Raw genomic sequence first — 15,888 nt, 5'->3', positions numbered from 1 at the left:
TCCTGCGGCCATAAGTCTCCCAATGACAATTTCCAATTCTCAGAATTGCCTTTAGGTGCGTTCTGAGTTACTCTATCTTTTGGATCAGTTAACACAATTATAGGAGTTAATCTTGGAACGGACTTTTTTAGCGATTAAGCCCGACGGCGTACAGCGCGGACTCGTCGGCGAAATTATCGGTCGTTTTGAAGCCAAGGGCTTTAAGCTAGTTGGTATGAAGCTAATGACGGCGAGTCGCGAACTAGCGGAACAACATTATGATGTTCACAAAGAAAAACCCTTCTTTGCTGGATTGGTAAACTTTATCACTTCAGGCCCTGTAGTGGCGATGGTGTGGGAAGGCGAGGGCGTTGTGGCGTCGGCGAGAAAAATCATTGGCGCAACAAATCCTCTGAATGCAGAACCGGCGACAATTCGGGGAGATTTTGCCGTCAATGTCGGCCGTAATCTGATTCACGGTTCTGATGCTGTCGAGACTGCCCGTGCGGAAATTAGCCTTTGGTTCAAGGAAGAAGAATTGAGTGCTTGGACACCTTGTTTAACTCCTTGGATTGTGGAATAGTTTTGATATTCTCCCGGTGGTTAATCGGGAGATATAGCTTTTCTCAAACAGATGAAATATCATGTCGCTGACTCACTCATAACTGTAAAATATAGAAGAGTTTGAGATTTTTACTCGTTACCAAGCTATTCCTGGCAACGAGAATAAAAAACGTTAATCGGAACTTAAAAACTCCAAATAATTATTAGTCAATTCTTTGACTGCTAATTCGTAAAACTGCTGACCTTGTTCGGGGGTTGCTAAGCCCGGATTTGAACCCATTCTCCCGTCGGGAAATCGGCGGCGGAAGTCAGCAGCACCGAAAATTTTGTGCCCGGAAGCGACTTCTTCCGAAAGCGGAGCTTGCTTGATTGCTTCTGGATAAAGGTACTGGGTTAAGGCTATTTCGCTGGGGGTGGCGTGGGAACCTTCTTGGTTTCCGTACAATTCTTTTGCTAGTTTGTACACTGAGCCGCACATAAACCAGTTGCCGATTTGACACTGGATTCGATCGGCCTTCGGTAATTTTAAGTCCGACAAATGCGCGTATGTCTCGGAAAATGCTGCTTTCATCGTGGCAATGTTGCCACCGTGACCGTTAATGAAGAAATATTTCTCAAAACCCGCTTTTGCCAAAGATGTGATATAATCCCTGATTACCAGTATTAGGGTCTGCGGTCGCAGGCTGATTGTGCCGGGAAAGCTGGTGTGGTGCAAGGCCATCCCTACATTAATTGTCGGGCCGATTAAGGCATTGGCAGCTTCGCCGACACCGCAGGCGATCGCCTTGGCAGCAATGGCGTCAGTCCCGATCAAGCCGGTGGGCCCGTGCTGTTCGGTGGAGCCGATCGGGATAATTATGCCTCGGGAGCTATCGAGATAAGCTTCTACCTCGGGCCAGGTACTCAAATGCAGCAACATGATAGGCAGTCTACAGAATTTTTACTTGCTATCGTCGATCGTAGCCGGCACGGGAAGAAAAAGGAATTTGGACCAATTTATTATTGTATTCTTAAACAAAGCTCTACAGTGCGATCGCAACTTTACCGTTATATTACTTAACGTTAATAATTTAACCAGTTGAGGGCCAAAACTTTACCTTTTAATAACCTTTTAATAGTAGTATAACAATCATATCCCTCTAGATTGGGTGTTACGTGGTCAATTAACAGCGGGCAATGTTTTATGAAATTAACACCAACCCCGAAAAATGACCAGACTTCTGTGGCCTGGACGCAGGCAGACAGCGCGGTTCCGGCAACTGCTCTACGGCTGTATTCCTTACACGAGCAAGTAGCAAAGGTCGAGCGCGTGTCTGTGGGATGGACTGGCGAAAGATTCTAAGCGATCGAACTTTCTGGCGATCGTACAAGCGATCGCAGCGCGAGAGTGCCTCAGCTACTGAAGAAGGCACCTCCCGCTAGCCACATACAAACATCACTCCTACTTATATTTATGTCTTCTGCTGAATTAAGCGAAAGTCCTTCAAGGTTGGCTGTTGGACAAGCCGGCCGTATCTTGTTATTGGAAGGTGAAGATCTGTTGCGGGAAATGCTAGCTTTAGCCCTTAAAGAACAGGGCTACGAGGTGGTGGTTACTAGCGACGGGCGCAACGCTCTGCCTTCTGTACAGGCTTCTTCGTCATACCACGGTGAATTTGCCTTCAGCCTGTTAATTATGGATTCAATTAACGGTTTGGATCTGTGTCGAATGTTACGGCATCAAGGAAATCCCGTCCCTATTTTGATTATCGGTGCTAGAGGAAGTGCCAACAATTGCGCTTTTTACCTAGAAGCCGGATCGGATGATTATCTGACCAAGCCTTTTGGAATGCGGGAGTTTATCGCTCGCTGTCGGGCGCTGATGCGGCGCCAGCGCCTCGGTCAGTTGCGACAACCGATGATGCTGCAATATAAAAGTATAACTCTTTATCCTGAAGAGTGCCGCGTGTTGGTTCGCGGTCTGGAAGTGAAATTTTCTCCTAAACAGTTTCGCTTACTAGAACTATTTATGAGTAATCCCCGGCGAGTTTGGTCTCGGGATCAGTTGCTGGAAAAAATTTGGGGTCAAGATTTTATCGGAGACAGCAAAACAGTTGACGTTCACATCCGCTGGCTGCGCGAAAAGTTGGAAATAGATCCGGGTCAACCGGAATATATCATTACGGTACGCGGGTTTGGCTATCGATTTGGTTGAATTGTTAAATCAGTCGTAGGGTGGCAAGTTGCAGTCGAATAGACGTAGGGACACAACATTCTTGTGTCCTTATTTGTCTGTGTAGGGTGCGCCGTCCAATAGCTTGGAGGTGCAACCAGTAGAGCTATTCCAGCGAGCGTTACCGTTCTCTTTTACCCGCTCGCGATCGGTATAAACTCAGATATTACACCATTCTCAAGAACAGGCTTTCCGGCCTGTGAAGCGAGAAAATTCACTCTTTGTGGAACAGGCCGGAAAGCCTGTTCATAAAAAGCTGATTGAGAATGGTGCAACATCTCAGTATAAATCAAAACTCCCCCGTCCACTGCCAACAATTAAGTTGCGAGCAATCTCCTGCAACCGCAACAGCCGCCACCATATCTGAACTGGGAATTAATTCAATTAAAGACCATCTCGATGCTTCTTCGGGGTTGTCTTCAACATTTAACAGCGCGGCAGGTTCTCCTGGTGCGAGGCTGACAGCAAACTGATTCAGGGGAATAGAAAGTCCTTTGCCGACTGCTTTAATGTAGGCTTCTTTGCGAGTCCAGCAGGTGAAAAAAGCGCGGGGTTGGAGATGTTCTGGGAGCGAAAGCAACACAGAGTGTTCTAAGGGTGAAAAAAACTTTTCAGCAATTTCTAGGCAAGAAAAGTTGGGATTTATGCCTTCAATATCGACACCAATATCTCGATTTTTGGTAATAGCAATTAAAGCTATGTTTCCTGAGTGAGACAAATTGAAACGCAGGGTATTTCCACCTTGAGCGGCGATGAGAGAGGGTTTGCCGTAGGGATTGTAGTCAAAGCGCAAAATCCAAGAATTTATGTTAAGATAGCGACTCAGAATCGCTCTCAGCGCGCCACGACTCACAATAAATTGCGATCGATCTTTGGGAAAGTGAAAACCCTCGGCTTTTGTCCGCTCGTCGGTAGAGAGAGTCTGTTGTAAACTCTCCAAGCAAGATTCTGTTTGATCCAGAGAGACGCGCCAAACATGAATTTCGCCCCGATCCAATGTCAAGTCTAGCGGTGGAAAATTCCACGAATCAACAGCAGCAATCATGTATTTATCTTCTTTTCTGAGTCACCTCATCCAGCATTCCCAGAAACAGGCAAGATGCCTGTTCTACTTTTGTTCTACTTTGAGAAACAGGCAAGATGCCTGTTCTACTTTTGTTCTACTTTGAGAAACAGGCAAGATGCCTGTTCTACTCTTGTTCTACTTTGAGAAACAGGCAAGATGCCTGTTCTACTCTTAGAAACAGGCAAGATGCCTGTTCTACAACAGATCGATTTCAATCCCAAGGGTCAATTAATCCAGCTTTGTACAACTTTTCCTGCTAATTGCTGTCCAAACCAAGGCGTATTTGCCGATCGCGACTTCAGACTTGGCCCGTCAACAGTCCAACTCATTTCCGGGTCGAACAAAATCAGCTCAGCAGAGACTCCCGGCGCAACCGTGGCGGGGGTTTGCCCGAGACAAACGGCAGGCCCTGCGCTCAAAACTCGCCACAGTTCCAAAGCCGAAAATTCGCCAGTTTCTACCAGCCCGTGCCACAGTAAAGGCAAAGCTAATTCCAAGCCGATCGCCCCGGGCGGACTATCAGCAAAAGCCACAGTTTTCTCCTCATAAGTATGCGGATTGTGGTCGATCGCGATCGCATCAATTACGCCATCTTTCACAGCTTGAACCAGCGCTAATTGGTCGCTGAGATTCCCCAACGGCGGTTCTAGGTGTAAATTCGGATCGTAGGCCAACGAAGCAGTCAGAGCATTTTTCCCACCGGCATCTTGAGAGTTTCCTGAAATTGCCCCGACATTCAACAGCAAGTGCATCCAAGTCACACTCGCAGTCACCGGCAAACCCCGCGCCTTCGCATCTCGAATCAATTCCACGCTGCGCGCCGTAGAAACGCGCATAATGTGTACTCCTGTGCCTGCAGATGCCACCAACTCCAGGATTGCCGCCAAAGCCGAAGTTTCCGCACTCGCCGGAATTCCCGGCAAACCCAAGCGCACCGACAGCGCACCCTCCCTCACCGCGCCCTTTCCTGCCAAAGTTCGATCGCACGGCCACAAAGCAGCAGACTTGCCCAAAGGCTTGATATACTCAAGCAAACGCCTCACCAGAGCCGGATTAGACAGCGGCAAACCGTCCGCAAAACCCACCACCGCAGAGGAGGCCAGCTCGCCCAACTCGGCCATCTGCTGCCCTTTCAAGCCCGCTGTCAGCGCGCCCCAAAAATACAAGCGGGGCAGCCCGGGCGGCAAATTGCCGATGTGTTGCTGCAACAAAGCTAAACCGGCCAAATTGTCAACAGGCGGCGAGGTATCCGGCAAAATCGCCACTCGCGTAAAACCGCCAGCCGCCGCAGCCTGCATCAAAGATTCCAGCGTTTCCCGATCCTCAAAACCCGGTTCTCCGCTGTGACTGTAGATATCAGTTAACCCCGGCCCCAAAATCAGTCCCCGGCAATCCCGCACTTCCGTGTCAGGGGGAAACTCAGCAATTTTTTCTTCGACTGTTTGGATATCACCTTCAGCAATCAGAATATCAGCGATGCGATCGCTCCCTGAAACTGGATCTAGCACTCGTACATTTTGTAGCAGTTCGCGGCTCATATAACAGAAGGAAGAAGGAAGTTCGGCAACGGATTATGTAACGGATGTAAAGGATAGAAGGAAGAACGAAGGAGGAAGAAGCAATCCACCGCATTAGTTTCAGGAATTAAGAACTTCCTAAGCGTCGGGCGCGGTGGTTATCAAAATTTAAACATTTTTCAGGCGGGCGAAGCGTAGCGGTGGGAGTTCCTGCCGCTACGGATTCGCGTCCAGCACTTTACTAATTACAGTGCTCCGGCTGCTGTTTGGTCAAAAACGCCGCCGCTCAAATGAGTTGTGACATTCATCGCTTGTAATACCGGCAAACCATCCGGGCCGTGGGGATAATCAATCACGCTAACCGCCCCGTTTCCTTGTTTGAATTTCCAGAAATGTTCGGGTTCCAAACCGAATAAATGGCAGAGAATTGCTTTGTTAATGGCATCGTGAGCAACGACAATCCCAGTACCAGAAACAGATTGTACGATTTCTCGCCAAGATGCGATCGCCCTCTGCCAAACTTGCTGCAAATTCTCTCCTTCGGGCATTTGGACTTTTTCAGGAGATGTTTTCCATTCTTCTAGCAAACCGGGATAGGATTGTTCGATTTCTGATTCAAACTTGCCTTCCCAAAGTCCGTGGCTGATTTCTCTCAACTCGTCGCGCAGTTCTAGTTGCAAACCGCCGTGATATTGGAGAATAATTTCCGCAGTTTCTTTGGGGCGCAGCATCGAACTGCTAATCGCAAAATCTAATTTTACATCCTTGAGAAATTCTGCAGCCCGCCGGGATTGTTCGCGGCCGTTATCGTTGAGAGGCACGTCTATTTGCCCCTGAAATTTTCCTGCTTTATTCCAGTCGGTTTCGCCGTGACGCACCAGCAACAATCGCGGGCCTTGGTGTCCGTCCCTCGGTTTGGGAAAAATTTCCCCGGTATGGGAAGTTAAATTGACCGATTCTAATTGAACTGCAACTTTCTTTTTTTGTTCTCCGAGTTCGTCGTTGGTAACAAGGGAAGTTCCAAAATTAATGACGCTAATTCCGCAATTTGACTGTTGAATAGATTGATAGTAATCCGGGGTAATTTCCGACGCGGTGGCGATGAGAGCGCGGTTGATTCCGTTGTGACCTACTACTAGAATTGTGCCGTCTTGGTGGCGCGATAAAAGTTCTTGCCAAAAATGACGGGCGTTAGCAAAAATTGCCAATACGGGAAAGTGTTCGATTTCTCCGTCAGCAGATGGCAGTTTCATGGAAAATTTTTCGGGCTGTTTTTGCCATTGCTGATATGCTTCGGGGAATTTGTCGATCGCATCTTGGCGCAACATTCCTTCCCACAGAGGCAAATCGATTTCCATCAAATTATCAGTTGGCTGGAGTTGTGGCGGATTTGTCAAGCGCGACAGGATGATTTCCGCTGTTTCTTTGGCTCGTTGCAGGGGACTGGTATAGGCGGCATCAAAGGCGATACTGCTGAGTGTGTCGCCTACTTGCAGGGCGGCGCTGCGGCCTGCTTCTGTCAAAATCGATTTATCCAGGCGGCCTTGGATGCGGCGTTCTTGATTGTAGGTGCTTTTGCCGTGACGGACTAAGATAATGCGAGTCATTCGATTTTAGATTTTAGATTTTAGATTTTAGATTTAGCCTGCTACCCCGCTGTGGTAGGGCCGTGCGGATATTACCTCATACATCGCGGGTGCTGATGCCGCACTACTCCTGTAGGGTGCGCCATCAGCACCGTTGGGCTAAGGTGTGAACCTTACGCATACATGGCGGAGCGAGGATTTGTGGCGTAAGTCTTGTTGAGGAGAGTCAAAAAGATGAGCCAGTGAAATTTTACCAGTTGTCGGGATACTCTCGTCTGCAACGACCTATGATTAAAGACGGAAAAGATTTAGCCACGGATTCGCGCGGGACGGAAAACGAGGAATGACACTGAAGCGGGTGATTTTAGGTATTTTAACGGCGATCGCGATCGCCCTGGTCGGTTTATCTTTACTTGCTAGTTGGAATCAGCCGCAAATTCAAAGCCGACTGGAACTCTACCAGACAAATTTGCTGCTGCACGCCTCGGAGTGGCAAGGAGAAAATGATCGGAGTGCTAATTTAAGTTCGGCGCGCAACAATATTGTCGGTGCAGATCCTTTAAATACGGCTTTGACGCAATATCAAGAAGCGCGAGACTCGACTCGCAAAACTCTGGAAACAACTCAATCACAATTTAAAGGAATTCAGTCTGCCATCGCCTCCAAGTCGGCTGATAATACTCTGAATTTACCTCAAAACAAGGCTTTGTCAGAGTCGATCGATCGACAGTCTGTGCTGCTAAACGAACTTGACTTGCGATTGGGAATTTTGCAGGTAAGCAGCGGCAAAACTGAGGCGGCTCTCCAAACTTGGAAAAATTTAGTTGAGCGCTACAAAACTAAAATTGATGACGATTCTTCGGTGGTAACTGCTCAAGTTTTAACGGGAATTTGGAGCAATCCGGCTCAACTGCTGCCGGATGCCGAGCCGCGGATTCAAAAGTCTTTGGATGGCTGGTTTCGCTATCGCGCTCTCGCTCAACTGTACAAGCTGCAAGAACGTTCTCAAGAGCTGGCGGCGCTGCAAGCAGCAGAGCAAGTAACGGCCCAGCAAGCTGTAGAAAAGTTGGCAATTATAGTTGGCGTTCCGGCGATCGCACTTTGTATTGGCACGGTTTTGCTGGTTGGTTTGACCGTGCAGTGGCTGTTGCAGCGGCAGCAGTTAGATACAGCAGGTTCCGGCCCGGTGTTGGCGCGAAATGCGAGCTTGACTTGGGATGTGCCTTGGGACGGCGAGATTGTTTGGCAGGTGCTTGTGGTCGGCTTTTTCTTTGTCGGGCAAATCTTGATTCCCTATTTGTTGCTGCCAGTTTCTCTGGCTGTTTTAAAACTCAATCCTGCTACTTTTGACCCGCGCGACAAGGCTTTTTATATCTTTGCTACTTATTTGTTGCTGTCGGCTGGGGGGCTTTCGGTACTGTATTTTTCAGTCAAGTCTTTTTTGCCTTTGCCGGAAGGTTGGTTTCGGATTAATTGGCGGGGAAAGTGGTTTTTGTGGGGATTTGGCGGCTATTTTGTGGCTTTGCCTTTGGTAGTTTTGGTGTCGCTGATCAATCAGCAATTCTGGCAGGGACAAGGCGGCAGTAATCCGATTTTGCCGATCGTTCTCGAAGGTAGGGACAACGTGGCTTTGGCGGTGTTTTTCGGCACTGCTGCGATCGCCGCTCCGGTTTTTGAGGAAATCGTGTTTCGGGGCTTTCTGCTGCCTTCTCTGACTCGCTATTTGCCTGTTTGGGGGGCGATCGCAGCTTCTGCTTTATTGTTTGCTGTGGCTCACTTGAGTGTCTCTGAGATTCTGCCTTTGGCGACTTTGGGTGCGGTTTTGGGGTTTGTGTACACCCGATCGCGCAATCTCCTTGCTCCTATGCTTCTCCACAGTCTTTGGAACAGCGGTACTCTCCTGAGTCTGTTTCTTTTGGGCGGTGGCGCCAGTTAATTGGGACGGTTGTTAATAATTGCGAATTAACCGAGTTTTTGGCAAGAGCGATCGTCAGGGCGATCGACTCTTGCCAACAACAGCAGTAGGGTGCTCGGTGCGCCCCTAATCTCTAGTTCGGTAAAATAATCCGAATTCCAGTAGGGGCTGGTTCACCAAAATCTATGATTCACGTCCTGGATATTTATAAACCCGCCCCCCGCATTAATGACTAATGACTAATGACTAATGACTAATGACTAATGACTGTGGACTAATGACTAATCTTTAATTTTCAGAGAAGCCCCCAAAGCTTGAGAAACCCAAACTTCAAAAGAGCGCACCGGATACTTCCGAAGCGCATACCCCGCATCAACCATTGGTTCTACTAAAATAGTGAACATACCCAAACGATTGCCGGCCAAAACATCAGTAAAAAGTCGATCGCCCACCATAGCCACCTGTTCCACCGGCAAATTCATCGCCGTCACTGCAGTTCGCAACTTACGGCGGGACGGTTTAGCAGCACCCGTAATGTAAGGTAGATTCAAAGACTCAGCAATTCGACCGATCCGATTTTGACTTAAATTATTGCTTGCCAACCATAGCGATACCACGGGTTTAATTTCTTGCACCCACAAGCTGAGTTCAGGAGAAGCATTCATTGCCGTAATGGGAACGAGAGTTTCGTCCACATCCAAAACTAATCCTTTAATCTGATATTTTTGCAGAATATCCGCCGTTAAATTCACGACCGAATTGCCTAGAACTAAGTCAGGCTGTAGTAGTTTACCCCAAGTCATAATGATTTTACGTTTTAGATTTTAGAGTTTAGATTGAGCAATAATAAATTGAGAGTTAAAGATTCAAAAAGTAAAAATTCAAAAGTGAATAATTATGATTTTTCCTTTGTGACTTTTGACTTTTTATATCATGTCCGATCGAGTGACCGCGATTAAAAGGGCGGGTTTTTGAGATTATCAATTATGGGCAGATATTTTTCGTGAACCCGCCCCTACCGTATTAGGGGTAATCGACCGGACATAATATTACTTTTTTATTAGTCATTACCAATCTATGGAGTCGATCGCAACTGCTGGTCAACTTTAGCAATCGCAGCATCGTGTTCCGCCTGCGTGCGGCTAAAAATGTGAGTGCCGTCGTAACGAGCCATAAAATACAGGTATTCTGTATTTTCCGGAGTCAGAGTCGCTTCCAGACTTGCTATTCCCGGAGATGCGATCGGAGTTGGGGGTAGCCCTACATTGATATAAGTATTGTAAGGAGAAGGCGTTTCCACCTGCTTGAAAGTCAAAGGCTTCTCCTTAGTTTGCCTAATGCCGAGGGCGTATTCAACCGTCGGGTCAGAACCCAAGGGCATACCCTTTTTCAGACGGTTGTTGAATACCCCAGAAATACGGTTCCGCTCCGAAGCAACCACAGCTTCTTTTTCTACAATACTCGCCAAAGTCACCCATTCTTTGAGAGAGAGCTTCGTATTATTCTGATTTTTTTGATATACCGGCAAAGCTGTCTGCTCAAAACGGGTGAGCATTTGTGCGATCGCAGCTTGAGGAGTAATTCTATCGCCGTCTAGCTGATAAGTATCCGGGTACAAAAACCCTTCCAAATGAGGCAATCCGCTAGGCAGCCAAGGGTATTGAGCGTAAGGAATTTGACTCGCGGCCGCCATAAACTCCTTAGCCGGGAAAAAACCTTGCGCTTCAAAATAAGCGCTCATTTGTTGCAGCGACCACCCTTCTGGAATCGTGAAACTCTGCTGTACGACTTCGCCCTTCCAAATTTTGTCAGCAATTGCACTCAGAGGCTGAGTAGGCGACAGTTGGTAAGTTCCCGCTTGAAAACCTCCCTCGCGGTTTTGCAGAGTCAGCCAGCGGGCCCACATATTCCATGCCGAGCTCGATCGAATCAACCCCGCTGCCTCTAAATCCCGGCCGATTTTTTGACTGGGAGTACCCTCCGGGATTTGGATCGAAACAGCAGCATCCTCTGCCGGATTCCCCGATGAGGATGGGATTTTAGGCGGCGCCGAAGCCCAGCTCCACCAAGCCCAGCCCTGCCAAGCGCAAACCCCCCAAATTGCCGGCAGCAATGCCAGATAAAACAACCATTTAGAGACTTGCGGAGTACCTTTTCGGCTCTCGCGCGCGCTGCCTTTTGTCATTTGTTCTTTATTCATAGTCCGTTGTCCTGGATAAGCGGCGGTTAACTAGCGACTAATGACTGATGACCTGCGATTGATGACCGAAAAGTTACGAATACAAGCCCTTTAAAAGACTCAATTCACGCGGCCTAATTCAAAAGCCCGATCGCGAAGGCAGAAGCTGCCATCTCGAAAAAGTTCGATCGGGCGAGCAGTTTACTTTTTTATAAAATAGTAAAAAATTCTGCTTTTTGCCATCAGGGCTTGTGCCTGCAATTAATATCTAATCAAGCTCGTCAAAGAACTGGTCTTCCAGCATAGGCAACATTGGTTCCAGCCTTTGGAACTCTTCTTCTGAGAGCAATTCTGGCTTGCCGTCATCATTCATTCTCGCCAAGATAAAGAACGGGTCTAGAGGCGTATAAATCGCATATTCCTGTTCTTCGTGGTAGAAACTGGTCAGCCACATCAGTTCCTCGAACTCCGACTCCTCATCCGGATCGGCATCGGATGCCATATCCTCTTCGGGAAATTCCGGCAATTCGCCAACGACAGTCAGCGTCACCGCCGTGCGCCGGAGTGTCAAGTTCTGCTCTTGCAGGACAACTTTAGCTGTATCAAAAATTTTGTCAATTTCGGTCTCGTCTTCTACAGGAATTGCGGCTTCGTCGGTATCGTCTCCCTGCCAGGTAAAAATTTCTACGGGTGAGTCAATCGGAAGCAGCAAAGCGTATTCTTGACCTTCTAGGTTCATAGAATATTCTATGTTGCAAGTCAGCGATCGCCCAACTTCATCCGTCAGGGTGACGGACTCTTCGTTGGAATTGCCATTCTCTTTTTTGCGGTATGGGGATGAGGACATCGCGTGTATCTTAGTTTTCCGTCAATAATTCAGTAACGTTGGCTTGACAATTGGGAATTTTCGTGGCGATATTATAGCTAAGTGGGCGATCGCCAGTCCACAAGCTTAAACCGCGAGACCCGCGGCTTTTTCCACAGGTGAGGAGTGCAGCGTTTAAATCTCAGTCGAGTCAGCAAGCGACACTGAGGACAAATCACGATTTTGTGCTTCTTCAGTACCGAGGGTACAGCAGAATTTTCTCCAGTTTGTCAAGGGTTACAGGTGTGCGTAGCAAACTTGCACAACCAGGATATCACGCCTTTGTTACCAGCTATCAAGGATTGGGAAGGGCGGAGATATTTTGCCTCCGCTCGTCTAGCCACTGCTGCAAAATCAGGGCCGCTGCTTTGCGATCGATCGCACCCTTATTTTGCGACGGCGAAATCCCTTGTGTTTTCATCAATTCCTCTGCCTCAACCGAAGTCAGGCGCTCGTCCACGTATTCTAGGGGGATCTCTAAGGCTCTGGCGATGCGATTGGCATATTTCTGCACCTGTCGGGCTTGAGCGCCCAATTCTCCGCTCAGGGAGTAGGGCAAGCCTGCAACCAAAATTTGCACTCTCCGCTCTCGGACGAGCTCTCGGAGATAAGCTACGTCTCGATCGAAGGACGATCGTACCAGTGTTGTAATGCCCGTAGCTATTAAACCCGTGCCGTCACACCCGGCGATGCCCACTCGTTTGAGGCCGATATCTAATCCCAGTGCTGAAATCCATAATTTACTGTTGGACATTATCAATCAATCAATTTTAGATTTTAGATTTTAGATTTTAGATTTACTGTTTTCTTAGTAAATAATCTTATTTAACGAACCGCGAATACGCGAATAACGCGAAGGAATAAGAGAAGAAAGTAAGAATAAGATAGGTAATCTTAATTTGATATCAATCAAAAGCAGAAAGTAATTTTTGGGATTATGACAGAAAAAAGTAATTGATTTGATGATTAATTCTATTTTTTTCGGTCTTATACCTTTTACCTTCTGCTTTCATTTATTAAGAATTGAGTTCTCCGGGCCAGCCACCGTCAAGAGGCAACTCTGGCAGATTTAAAGGCAAAATGCTGCTGCCATCAGTTGCTGCTGATTCGGAATTTTGGCCGCCCGAGGGGTTAACTTGATTCGTCTGGCTGTTTCCTGAGTCAGCCAAGAGGGGTTTTATCTCGGAGGATGCGGGCCCTGCTGATGCTTCCCCAGCCATCGGGCCGAGCCAGGACATCCGGCCCGGTACGGGTTTGCGAGTTGGCTGGAAGCTTTGCAGCATTTCAGATAGCTGGAGTCCTTCGAGAGAGACCAACTTGGACTCGCGCAATTTGTGCCACACCGATCGAGACATCAGCAAACTGTGTTCCACGCGCACTGCTCCAAATTGCTCTAAATAAGCTTCCCGTTCCGGCTGATAGTCAGCGGAAACCAGTTGCAGGCTTTGAACCGGGAAATCTTGAACCAGGCGCGCCATCTGGGACAGCAGTTCTGGGTAAAGCCAAGTGTAGGCCGGGTGTACAGTCAACTGGGCGACGTGCGGTTGGTGGCCGTTGCGGGATAGCTGCACCTGAAAATAGCCGATCGCGGCTTTGCGCTGCGGTTCAAACACGTAGCCGCTGACTACCTCTGTTTTGCCCAGCCACTGTCTGACACCTTCGACTAAAGCGCCGAAAAAACTGGTTTTGAAATCTTGAATGTGGCGATCGAATACTTGGCGCACTAGGGGCGGCATAGACGCGGTATCCAGTTGGTAGAGCAACTGAGCGTCTGCGTTGCTGACCGGCAGCAGGTTGGGCAAATCTGGGGTTGAGTTTGCCATTTCTTGCAGGCGTTCTGGGGCGATCGTCCAGTAAGTCATCTGGGCCAAAGGCTGAAACCCGTTTTGCCGGTACAAAGCCAAGGAATTTTTGTCGCCGACATTCACTTCCAACAGCCACGTCCGCGCCTCCCAGACTGCCTCAAAGCAGTACCGCAGCAGCATGGAACCAATTCCTTTGCTGCGGGCTTCCGGGTCTACTCCTATGCGATCGATCCGCCAAGTGCTGCGGGTGCGGTTGAAAGGAGAAATCTGAATTATGCCCTTAACGCTCCCCTCTTCTTCGGCAACGTGGGCCCGGAACAGAAACTGACAAGGGTTGGGAAACCAGCTAAAAATCTTTAGCAGTCCGTACCAGCGGCGAATCTGCTGCAACTTTCTACCTAGTACCGCGTCGCAGCTTGCGCCCTTGCGGTTTTCTGGCTCTTCGGCTGTTTCCGCGCACAGTTGTTCCATCACCTCGATGTCGCGATACTGAAACGGGCGAATCACAACCTGGTTTTGGTTTTGGGAGGGAAATGAAGTCATAGCATAAAAGAGGAGAATGGAAATTTAAAAATAAAAATTCAGAAAGGGGAAGAGTTAGGGTAGTTTTGAGTTTTGAATGGGTAAATTTTGAGTTCAAAACTTATAACTTTTGATTCTTCTCCCTTTCTTGCTCGATCGAAAATTAAAAATTTCAAATCATCTTTTTGAATTTTTAATTTTCTGTTTTCAACTCAAGATTTTTGTGGCAGAGGTCGAATTAAAACGACCGGTGTTCGCTCGTCAGCATTCCCGGCGGGGTTGCTTCGCAAGGCTTGCTCTAAGAATGTTACCGATAAATCGGAGGTCGCTGCTAATATCTTAACTGCTTTCAAGTCATTAGCGTCTACGATCGCCGCCGCAAGTCCGGTTTCTCGTTGAATTTCTTCTACAACTTTCTGGGGATTGTCCGGGCCGAGGACAATAAATTGGTCGAAGGGAGGCAAAGTCCCGGTAACGTCGTCGATCAGCCTGGCTTGTTCCCCTGCCAGTTGGTAAAAGACTCCCGGTTTGCCAAATATTTTGGCCGCAGCGCCGATCGCAAATGCCGCAACTACGCGCCAAGGGCCGACTACATCAACTAACGTCTGCATTCCGCAAGCCGTGGCCAAACTCGATGTGGGCAAGAAAAACAAGCACACTCGCTTTGCCGCCCATCCTGGTTTGACTTCGCTGGGATGGCGGTAGCGTCCCTGCATCAAAGCTAGGGGAGTTTCTGCCAAGGCGACTATATCGCCTTTCTGGGCGCGCGGCAGCACGTACCGCTTGACAATTTCGACTGGATTGTCCAATTCCGCCAGTATGTGAGTGCGAATCGGCAAGACTTCTGCAACTCCGACATTTCTGGCGGTGGGTACGGTGTCCGAGTTGGGAAATTGCAGGGGAACTACTACGTTACGGACTTTGGGGATGCGGCCGCCCGGGCCGTAGGTGACGAAATGTACTTGCACCCAAGCTGACTGCAATTTGGTTAAATCTTGCCCTTGAATGTCTACAGAAACTTTAATTTTTGTGTTTTTTTGGGCTTTAACAATATAGCCGAACCAGTAATCGTCTGCTCTGGCTGCTGCGTCTTTGTGGCAAGGAATCACCTTTGTCTGGGAAGTAACGCCATCTAAACTTCCGTCTGACAGCAGTTTCACCTGTGCCCGCACTTCCGGCAACATCACCTCGAAACGCTGTGTCAGGTTGCGGAACTCCATTTCCCCAACTAAAAGATAGCGGTTTGGTTCGTTTACGGCTAAGTGCCATTCTCCGGCTGTCAGTTCTAGTTTATTTGGACTTCCAGTCCGGCGATAGTTCAACTCTAGGCCCAATCCGCCCAATGCTAGCAGCGAACCGGCTGCTGCGATTCCTGTTGCTAAAGTCTCAATCACTCAAATCACCGCCAATAATATTTTGTGTTTACTGTAGTCGATCTCGGGTACTTTGAGCGCCGATCCGGTAGTAATTGGATTGTGTTGAGTTTGTTGGGGGCGATCGAGCTTATGCCCAATTACAGATAAGTGCGATCGCGCGTCTGCGGTAGCGGGGTTGGAGAGTGGGATGGGCGATCGGGCTTTAACAACACCGAGAATTCATCTTGCAGTCGCTTCGGCAGTATATAAAGAGGTTTTCTCAATTACAATCGATATATTCAGTTTCAAAAACACCAAACCCA

Annotated in this window: 14 protein-coding genes; 4 read left to right on the top strand and 10 right to left on the bottom strand. The window is 48.3% G+C overall.

The genetic code is table 11. The annotated features are described in order from the left end of the window. The first annotated feature begins 112 nt into the window (after window positions 1-112). Window positions 113-562: a nucleoside-diphosphate kinase gene (ndk, locus tag OSC7112_RS04120; protein WP_015174722.1), complete on the top strand. Its 450-nt coding sequence runs from the start codon at window positions 113-115 to the stop codon at window positions 560-562. Between the two features lie 153 nt (window positions 563-715). On the opposite strand, the gene OSC7112_RS04115 is transcribed toward ndk, so the two are convergent. Next, window positions 716-1,462 (bottom strand): creatininase family protein, encoded by a 747-nt coding sequence (locus OSC7112_RS04115; RefSeq protein ID WP_015174721.1) that lies wholly within the window; start codon window positions 1,460-1,462, stop codon window positions 716-718. Window positions 1,463-1,726: 264 nt separating this feature from the next. On the opposite strand from OSC7112_RS04115, the gene OSC7112_RS39310 reads away from it, so the two are divergent. Next, window positions 1,727-1,885, top strand: coding sequence for a hypothetical protein (locus tag OSC7112_RS39310; RefSeq protein WP_015174720.1), 159 nt, complete (start codon window positions 1,727-1,729; stop codon window positions 1,883-1,885). Window positions 1,886-1,996: 111 nt separating this feature from the next. After that, a complete protein-coding gene (locus OSC7112_RS04110) occupies window positions 1,997-2,737 on the top strand; it encodes a winged helix-turn-helix domain-containing protein (protein ID WP_015174719.1) in 741 nt (246 codons plus the stop codon). Window positions 2,738-3,044: 307 nt separating this feature from the next. On the opposite strand, the gene OSC7112_RS04105 is transcribed toward OSC7112_RS04110, so the two are convergent. The 3 genes from OSC7112_RS04105 to OSC7112_RS04095 all read right to left on the bottom strand — a co-directional run bounded on the left by OSC7112_RS04105 (window position 3,045) and on the right by OSC7112_RS04095 (window position 6,945). Further along, entirely contained in the window at window positions 3,045-3,800 is a 756-nt protein-coding gene (locus OSC7112_RS04105; RefSeq protein ID WP_015174718.1) for a 4'-phosphopantetheinyl transferase family protein, read from the bottom strand. A 245-nt stretch (window positions 3,801-4,045) separates the two neighbouring features. After that, a complete protein-coding gene (locus OSC7112_RS04100) occupies window positions 4,046-5,359 on the bottom strand; it encodes a dihydroorotase (RefSeq protein ID WP_015174717.1) in 1,314 nt (437 codons plus the stop codon). A 224-nt stretch (window positions 5,360-5,583) separates the two neighbouring features. Then, the gene (locus OSC7112_RS04095) at window positions 5,584-6,945 is read right to left on the bottom strand and encodes a histidine phosphatase family protein (protein WP_015174716.1); all 1,362 of its coding nucleotides are present in this window, start codon (window positions 6,943-6,945) and stop codon (window positions 5,584-5,586) included. A 322-nt stretch (window positions 6,946-7,267) separates the two neighbouring features. Between OSC7112_RS04095 and OSC7112_RS04090 the strand changes: the two genes are divergently transcribed. Next, a complete protein-coding gene (locus tag OSC7112_RS04090; RefSeq protein WP_015174715.1) occupies window positions 7,268-8,860 on the top strand; it encodes a CPBP family intramembrane glutamic endopeptidase in 1,593 nt (530 codons plus the stop codon). Window positions 8,861-9,120: 260 nt separating this feature from the next. Here OSC7112_RS04090 and OSC7112_RS04085 read toward each other — a convergent pair whose 3' ends face one another. The 6 genes from OSC7112_RS04085 to OSC7112_RS04060 all read right to left on the bottom strand — a co-directional run bounded on the left by OSC7112_RS04085 (window position 9,121) and on the right by OSC7112_RS04060 (window position 15,604). After that, window positions 9,121-9,642 (bottom strand): YqeG family HAD IIIA-type phosphatase, encoded by a 522-nt coding sequence (locus tag OSC7112_RS04085; protein ID WP_015174714.1) that lies wholly within the window; start codon window positions 9,640-9,642, stop codon window positions 9,121-9,123. Window positions 9,643-9,914: 272 nt separating this feature from the next. Next, entirely contained in the window at window positions 9,915-11,039 is a 1,125-nt protein-coding gene (gene mltG / locus OSC7112_RS04080) for an endolytic transglycosylase MltG (protein ID WP_015174713.1), read from the bottom strand. A 247-nt stretch (window positions 11,040-11,286) separates the two neighbouring features. Continuing rightward, on the bottom strand, window positions 11,287-11,865 hold the full coding sequence (locus tag OSC7112_RS04075; RefSeq protein ID WP_015174712.1) for a DUF3727 domain-containing protein: 579 nt from the start codon (window positions 11,863-11,865) through the stop codon (window positions 11,287-11,289). A gap of 313 nt (window positions 11,866-12,178) precedes the next feature. Then, a complete protein-coding gene (gene ruvX / locus OSC7112_RS04070; RefSeq protein WP_015174711.1) occupies window positions 12,179-12,637 on the bottom strand; it encodes a Holliday junction resolvase RuvX in 459 nt (152 codons plus the stop codon). 262 nt (window positions 12,638-12,899) lie between these two features. Beyond that, window positions 12,900-14,231: a GNAT family N-acetyltransferase gene (locus OSC7112_RS04065; protein ID WP_015174710.1), complete on the bottom strand. Its 1,332-nt coding sequence runs from the start codon at window positions 14,229-14,231 to the stop codon at window positions 12,900-12,902. A 191-nt stretch (window positions 14,232-14,422) separates the two neighbouring features. Then, entirely contained in the window at window positions 14,423-15,604 is a 1,182-nt protein-coding gene (locus tag OSC7112_RS04060) for a DUF129 domain-containing protein (RefSeq protein ID WP_015174709.1), read from the bottom strand. Between the last annotated feature and the right edge of the window lie 284 nt (window positions 15,605-15,888).

The sequence above is a fragment of the Oscillatoria nigro-viridis PCC 7112 genome, assembly GCF_000317475.1.
In the GTDB taxonomy this organism is placed as follows: Bacteria; Cyanobacteriota; Cyanobacteriia; order Cyanobacteriales; family Microcoleaceae; genus Microcoleus; species Microcoleus nigroviridis.
This window is presented reverse-complemented; position numbering and strand designations above follow the sequence as displayed.

What these genes read in the sequence shown, in the direction of transcription:
- OSC7112_RS04105 (WP_015174718.1), bottom strand. Translation starts at nt 3,800, where the DNA reads ATGATTGCTGCTGTTGATTCGTGGAATTTTCCACCGCTAGACTTGACA.
- OSC7112_RS39310 (WP_015174720.1), top strand. Translation starts at nt 1,727, where the DNA reads ATGAAATTAACACCAACCCCGAAAAATGACCAGACTTCTGTGGCCTGG.
- OSC7112_RS04115 (WP_015174721.1), bottom strand. Translation starts at nt 1,462, where the DNA reads ATGTTGCTGCATTTGAGTACCTGGCCCGAGGTAGAAGCTTATCTCGAT.
- OSC7112_RS04090 (WP_015174715.1), top strand. Translation starts at nt 7,268, where the DNA reads ATGACACTGAAGCGGGTGATTTTAGGTATTTTAACGGCGATCGCGATC.
- mltG (WP_015174713.1), bottom strand. Translation starts at nt 11,039, where the DNA reads ATGAATAAAGAACAAATGACAAAAGGCAGCGCGCGCGAGAGCCGAAAA.
- OSC7112_RS04085 (WP_015174714.1), bottom strand. Translation starts at nt 9,642, where the DNA reads ATGACTTGGGGTAAACTACTACAGCCTGACTTAGTTCTAGGCAATTCG.
- OSC7112_RS04065 (WP_015174710.1), bottom strand. Translation starts at nt 14,231, where the DNA reads ATGACTTCATTTCCCTCCCAAAACCAAAACCAGGTTGTGATTCGCCCG.
- OSC7112_RS04110 (WP_015174719.1), top strand. Translation starts at nt 1,997, where the DNA reads ATGTCTTCTGCTGAATTAAGCGAAAGTCCTTCAAGGTTGGCTGTTGGA.
- OSC7112_RS04075 (WP_015174712.1), bottom strand. Translation starts at nt 11,865, where the DNA reads ATGTCCTCATCCCCATACCGCAAAAAAGAGAATGGCAATTCCAACGAA.
- OSC7112_RS04095 (WP_015174716.1), bottom strand. Translation starts at nt 6,945, where the DNA reads ATGACTCGCATTATCTTAGTCCGTCACGGCAAAAGCACCTACAATCAA.
- OSC7112_RS04100 (WP_015174717.1), bottom strand. Translation starts at nt 5,359, where the DNA reads ATGAGCCGCGAACTGCTACAAAATGTACGAGTGCTAGATCCAGTTTCA.
- ruvX (WP_015174711.1), bottom strand. Translation starts at nt 12,637, where the DNA reads ATGTCCAACAGTAAATTATGGATTTCAGCACTGGGATTAGATATCGGC.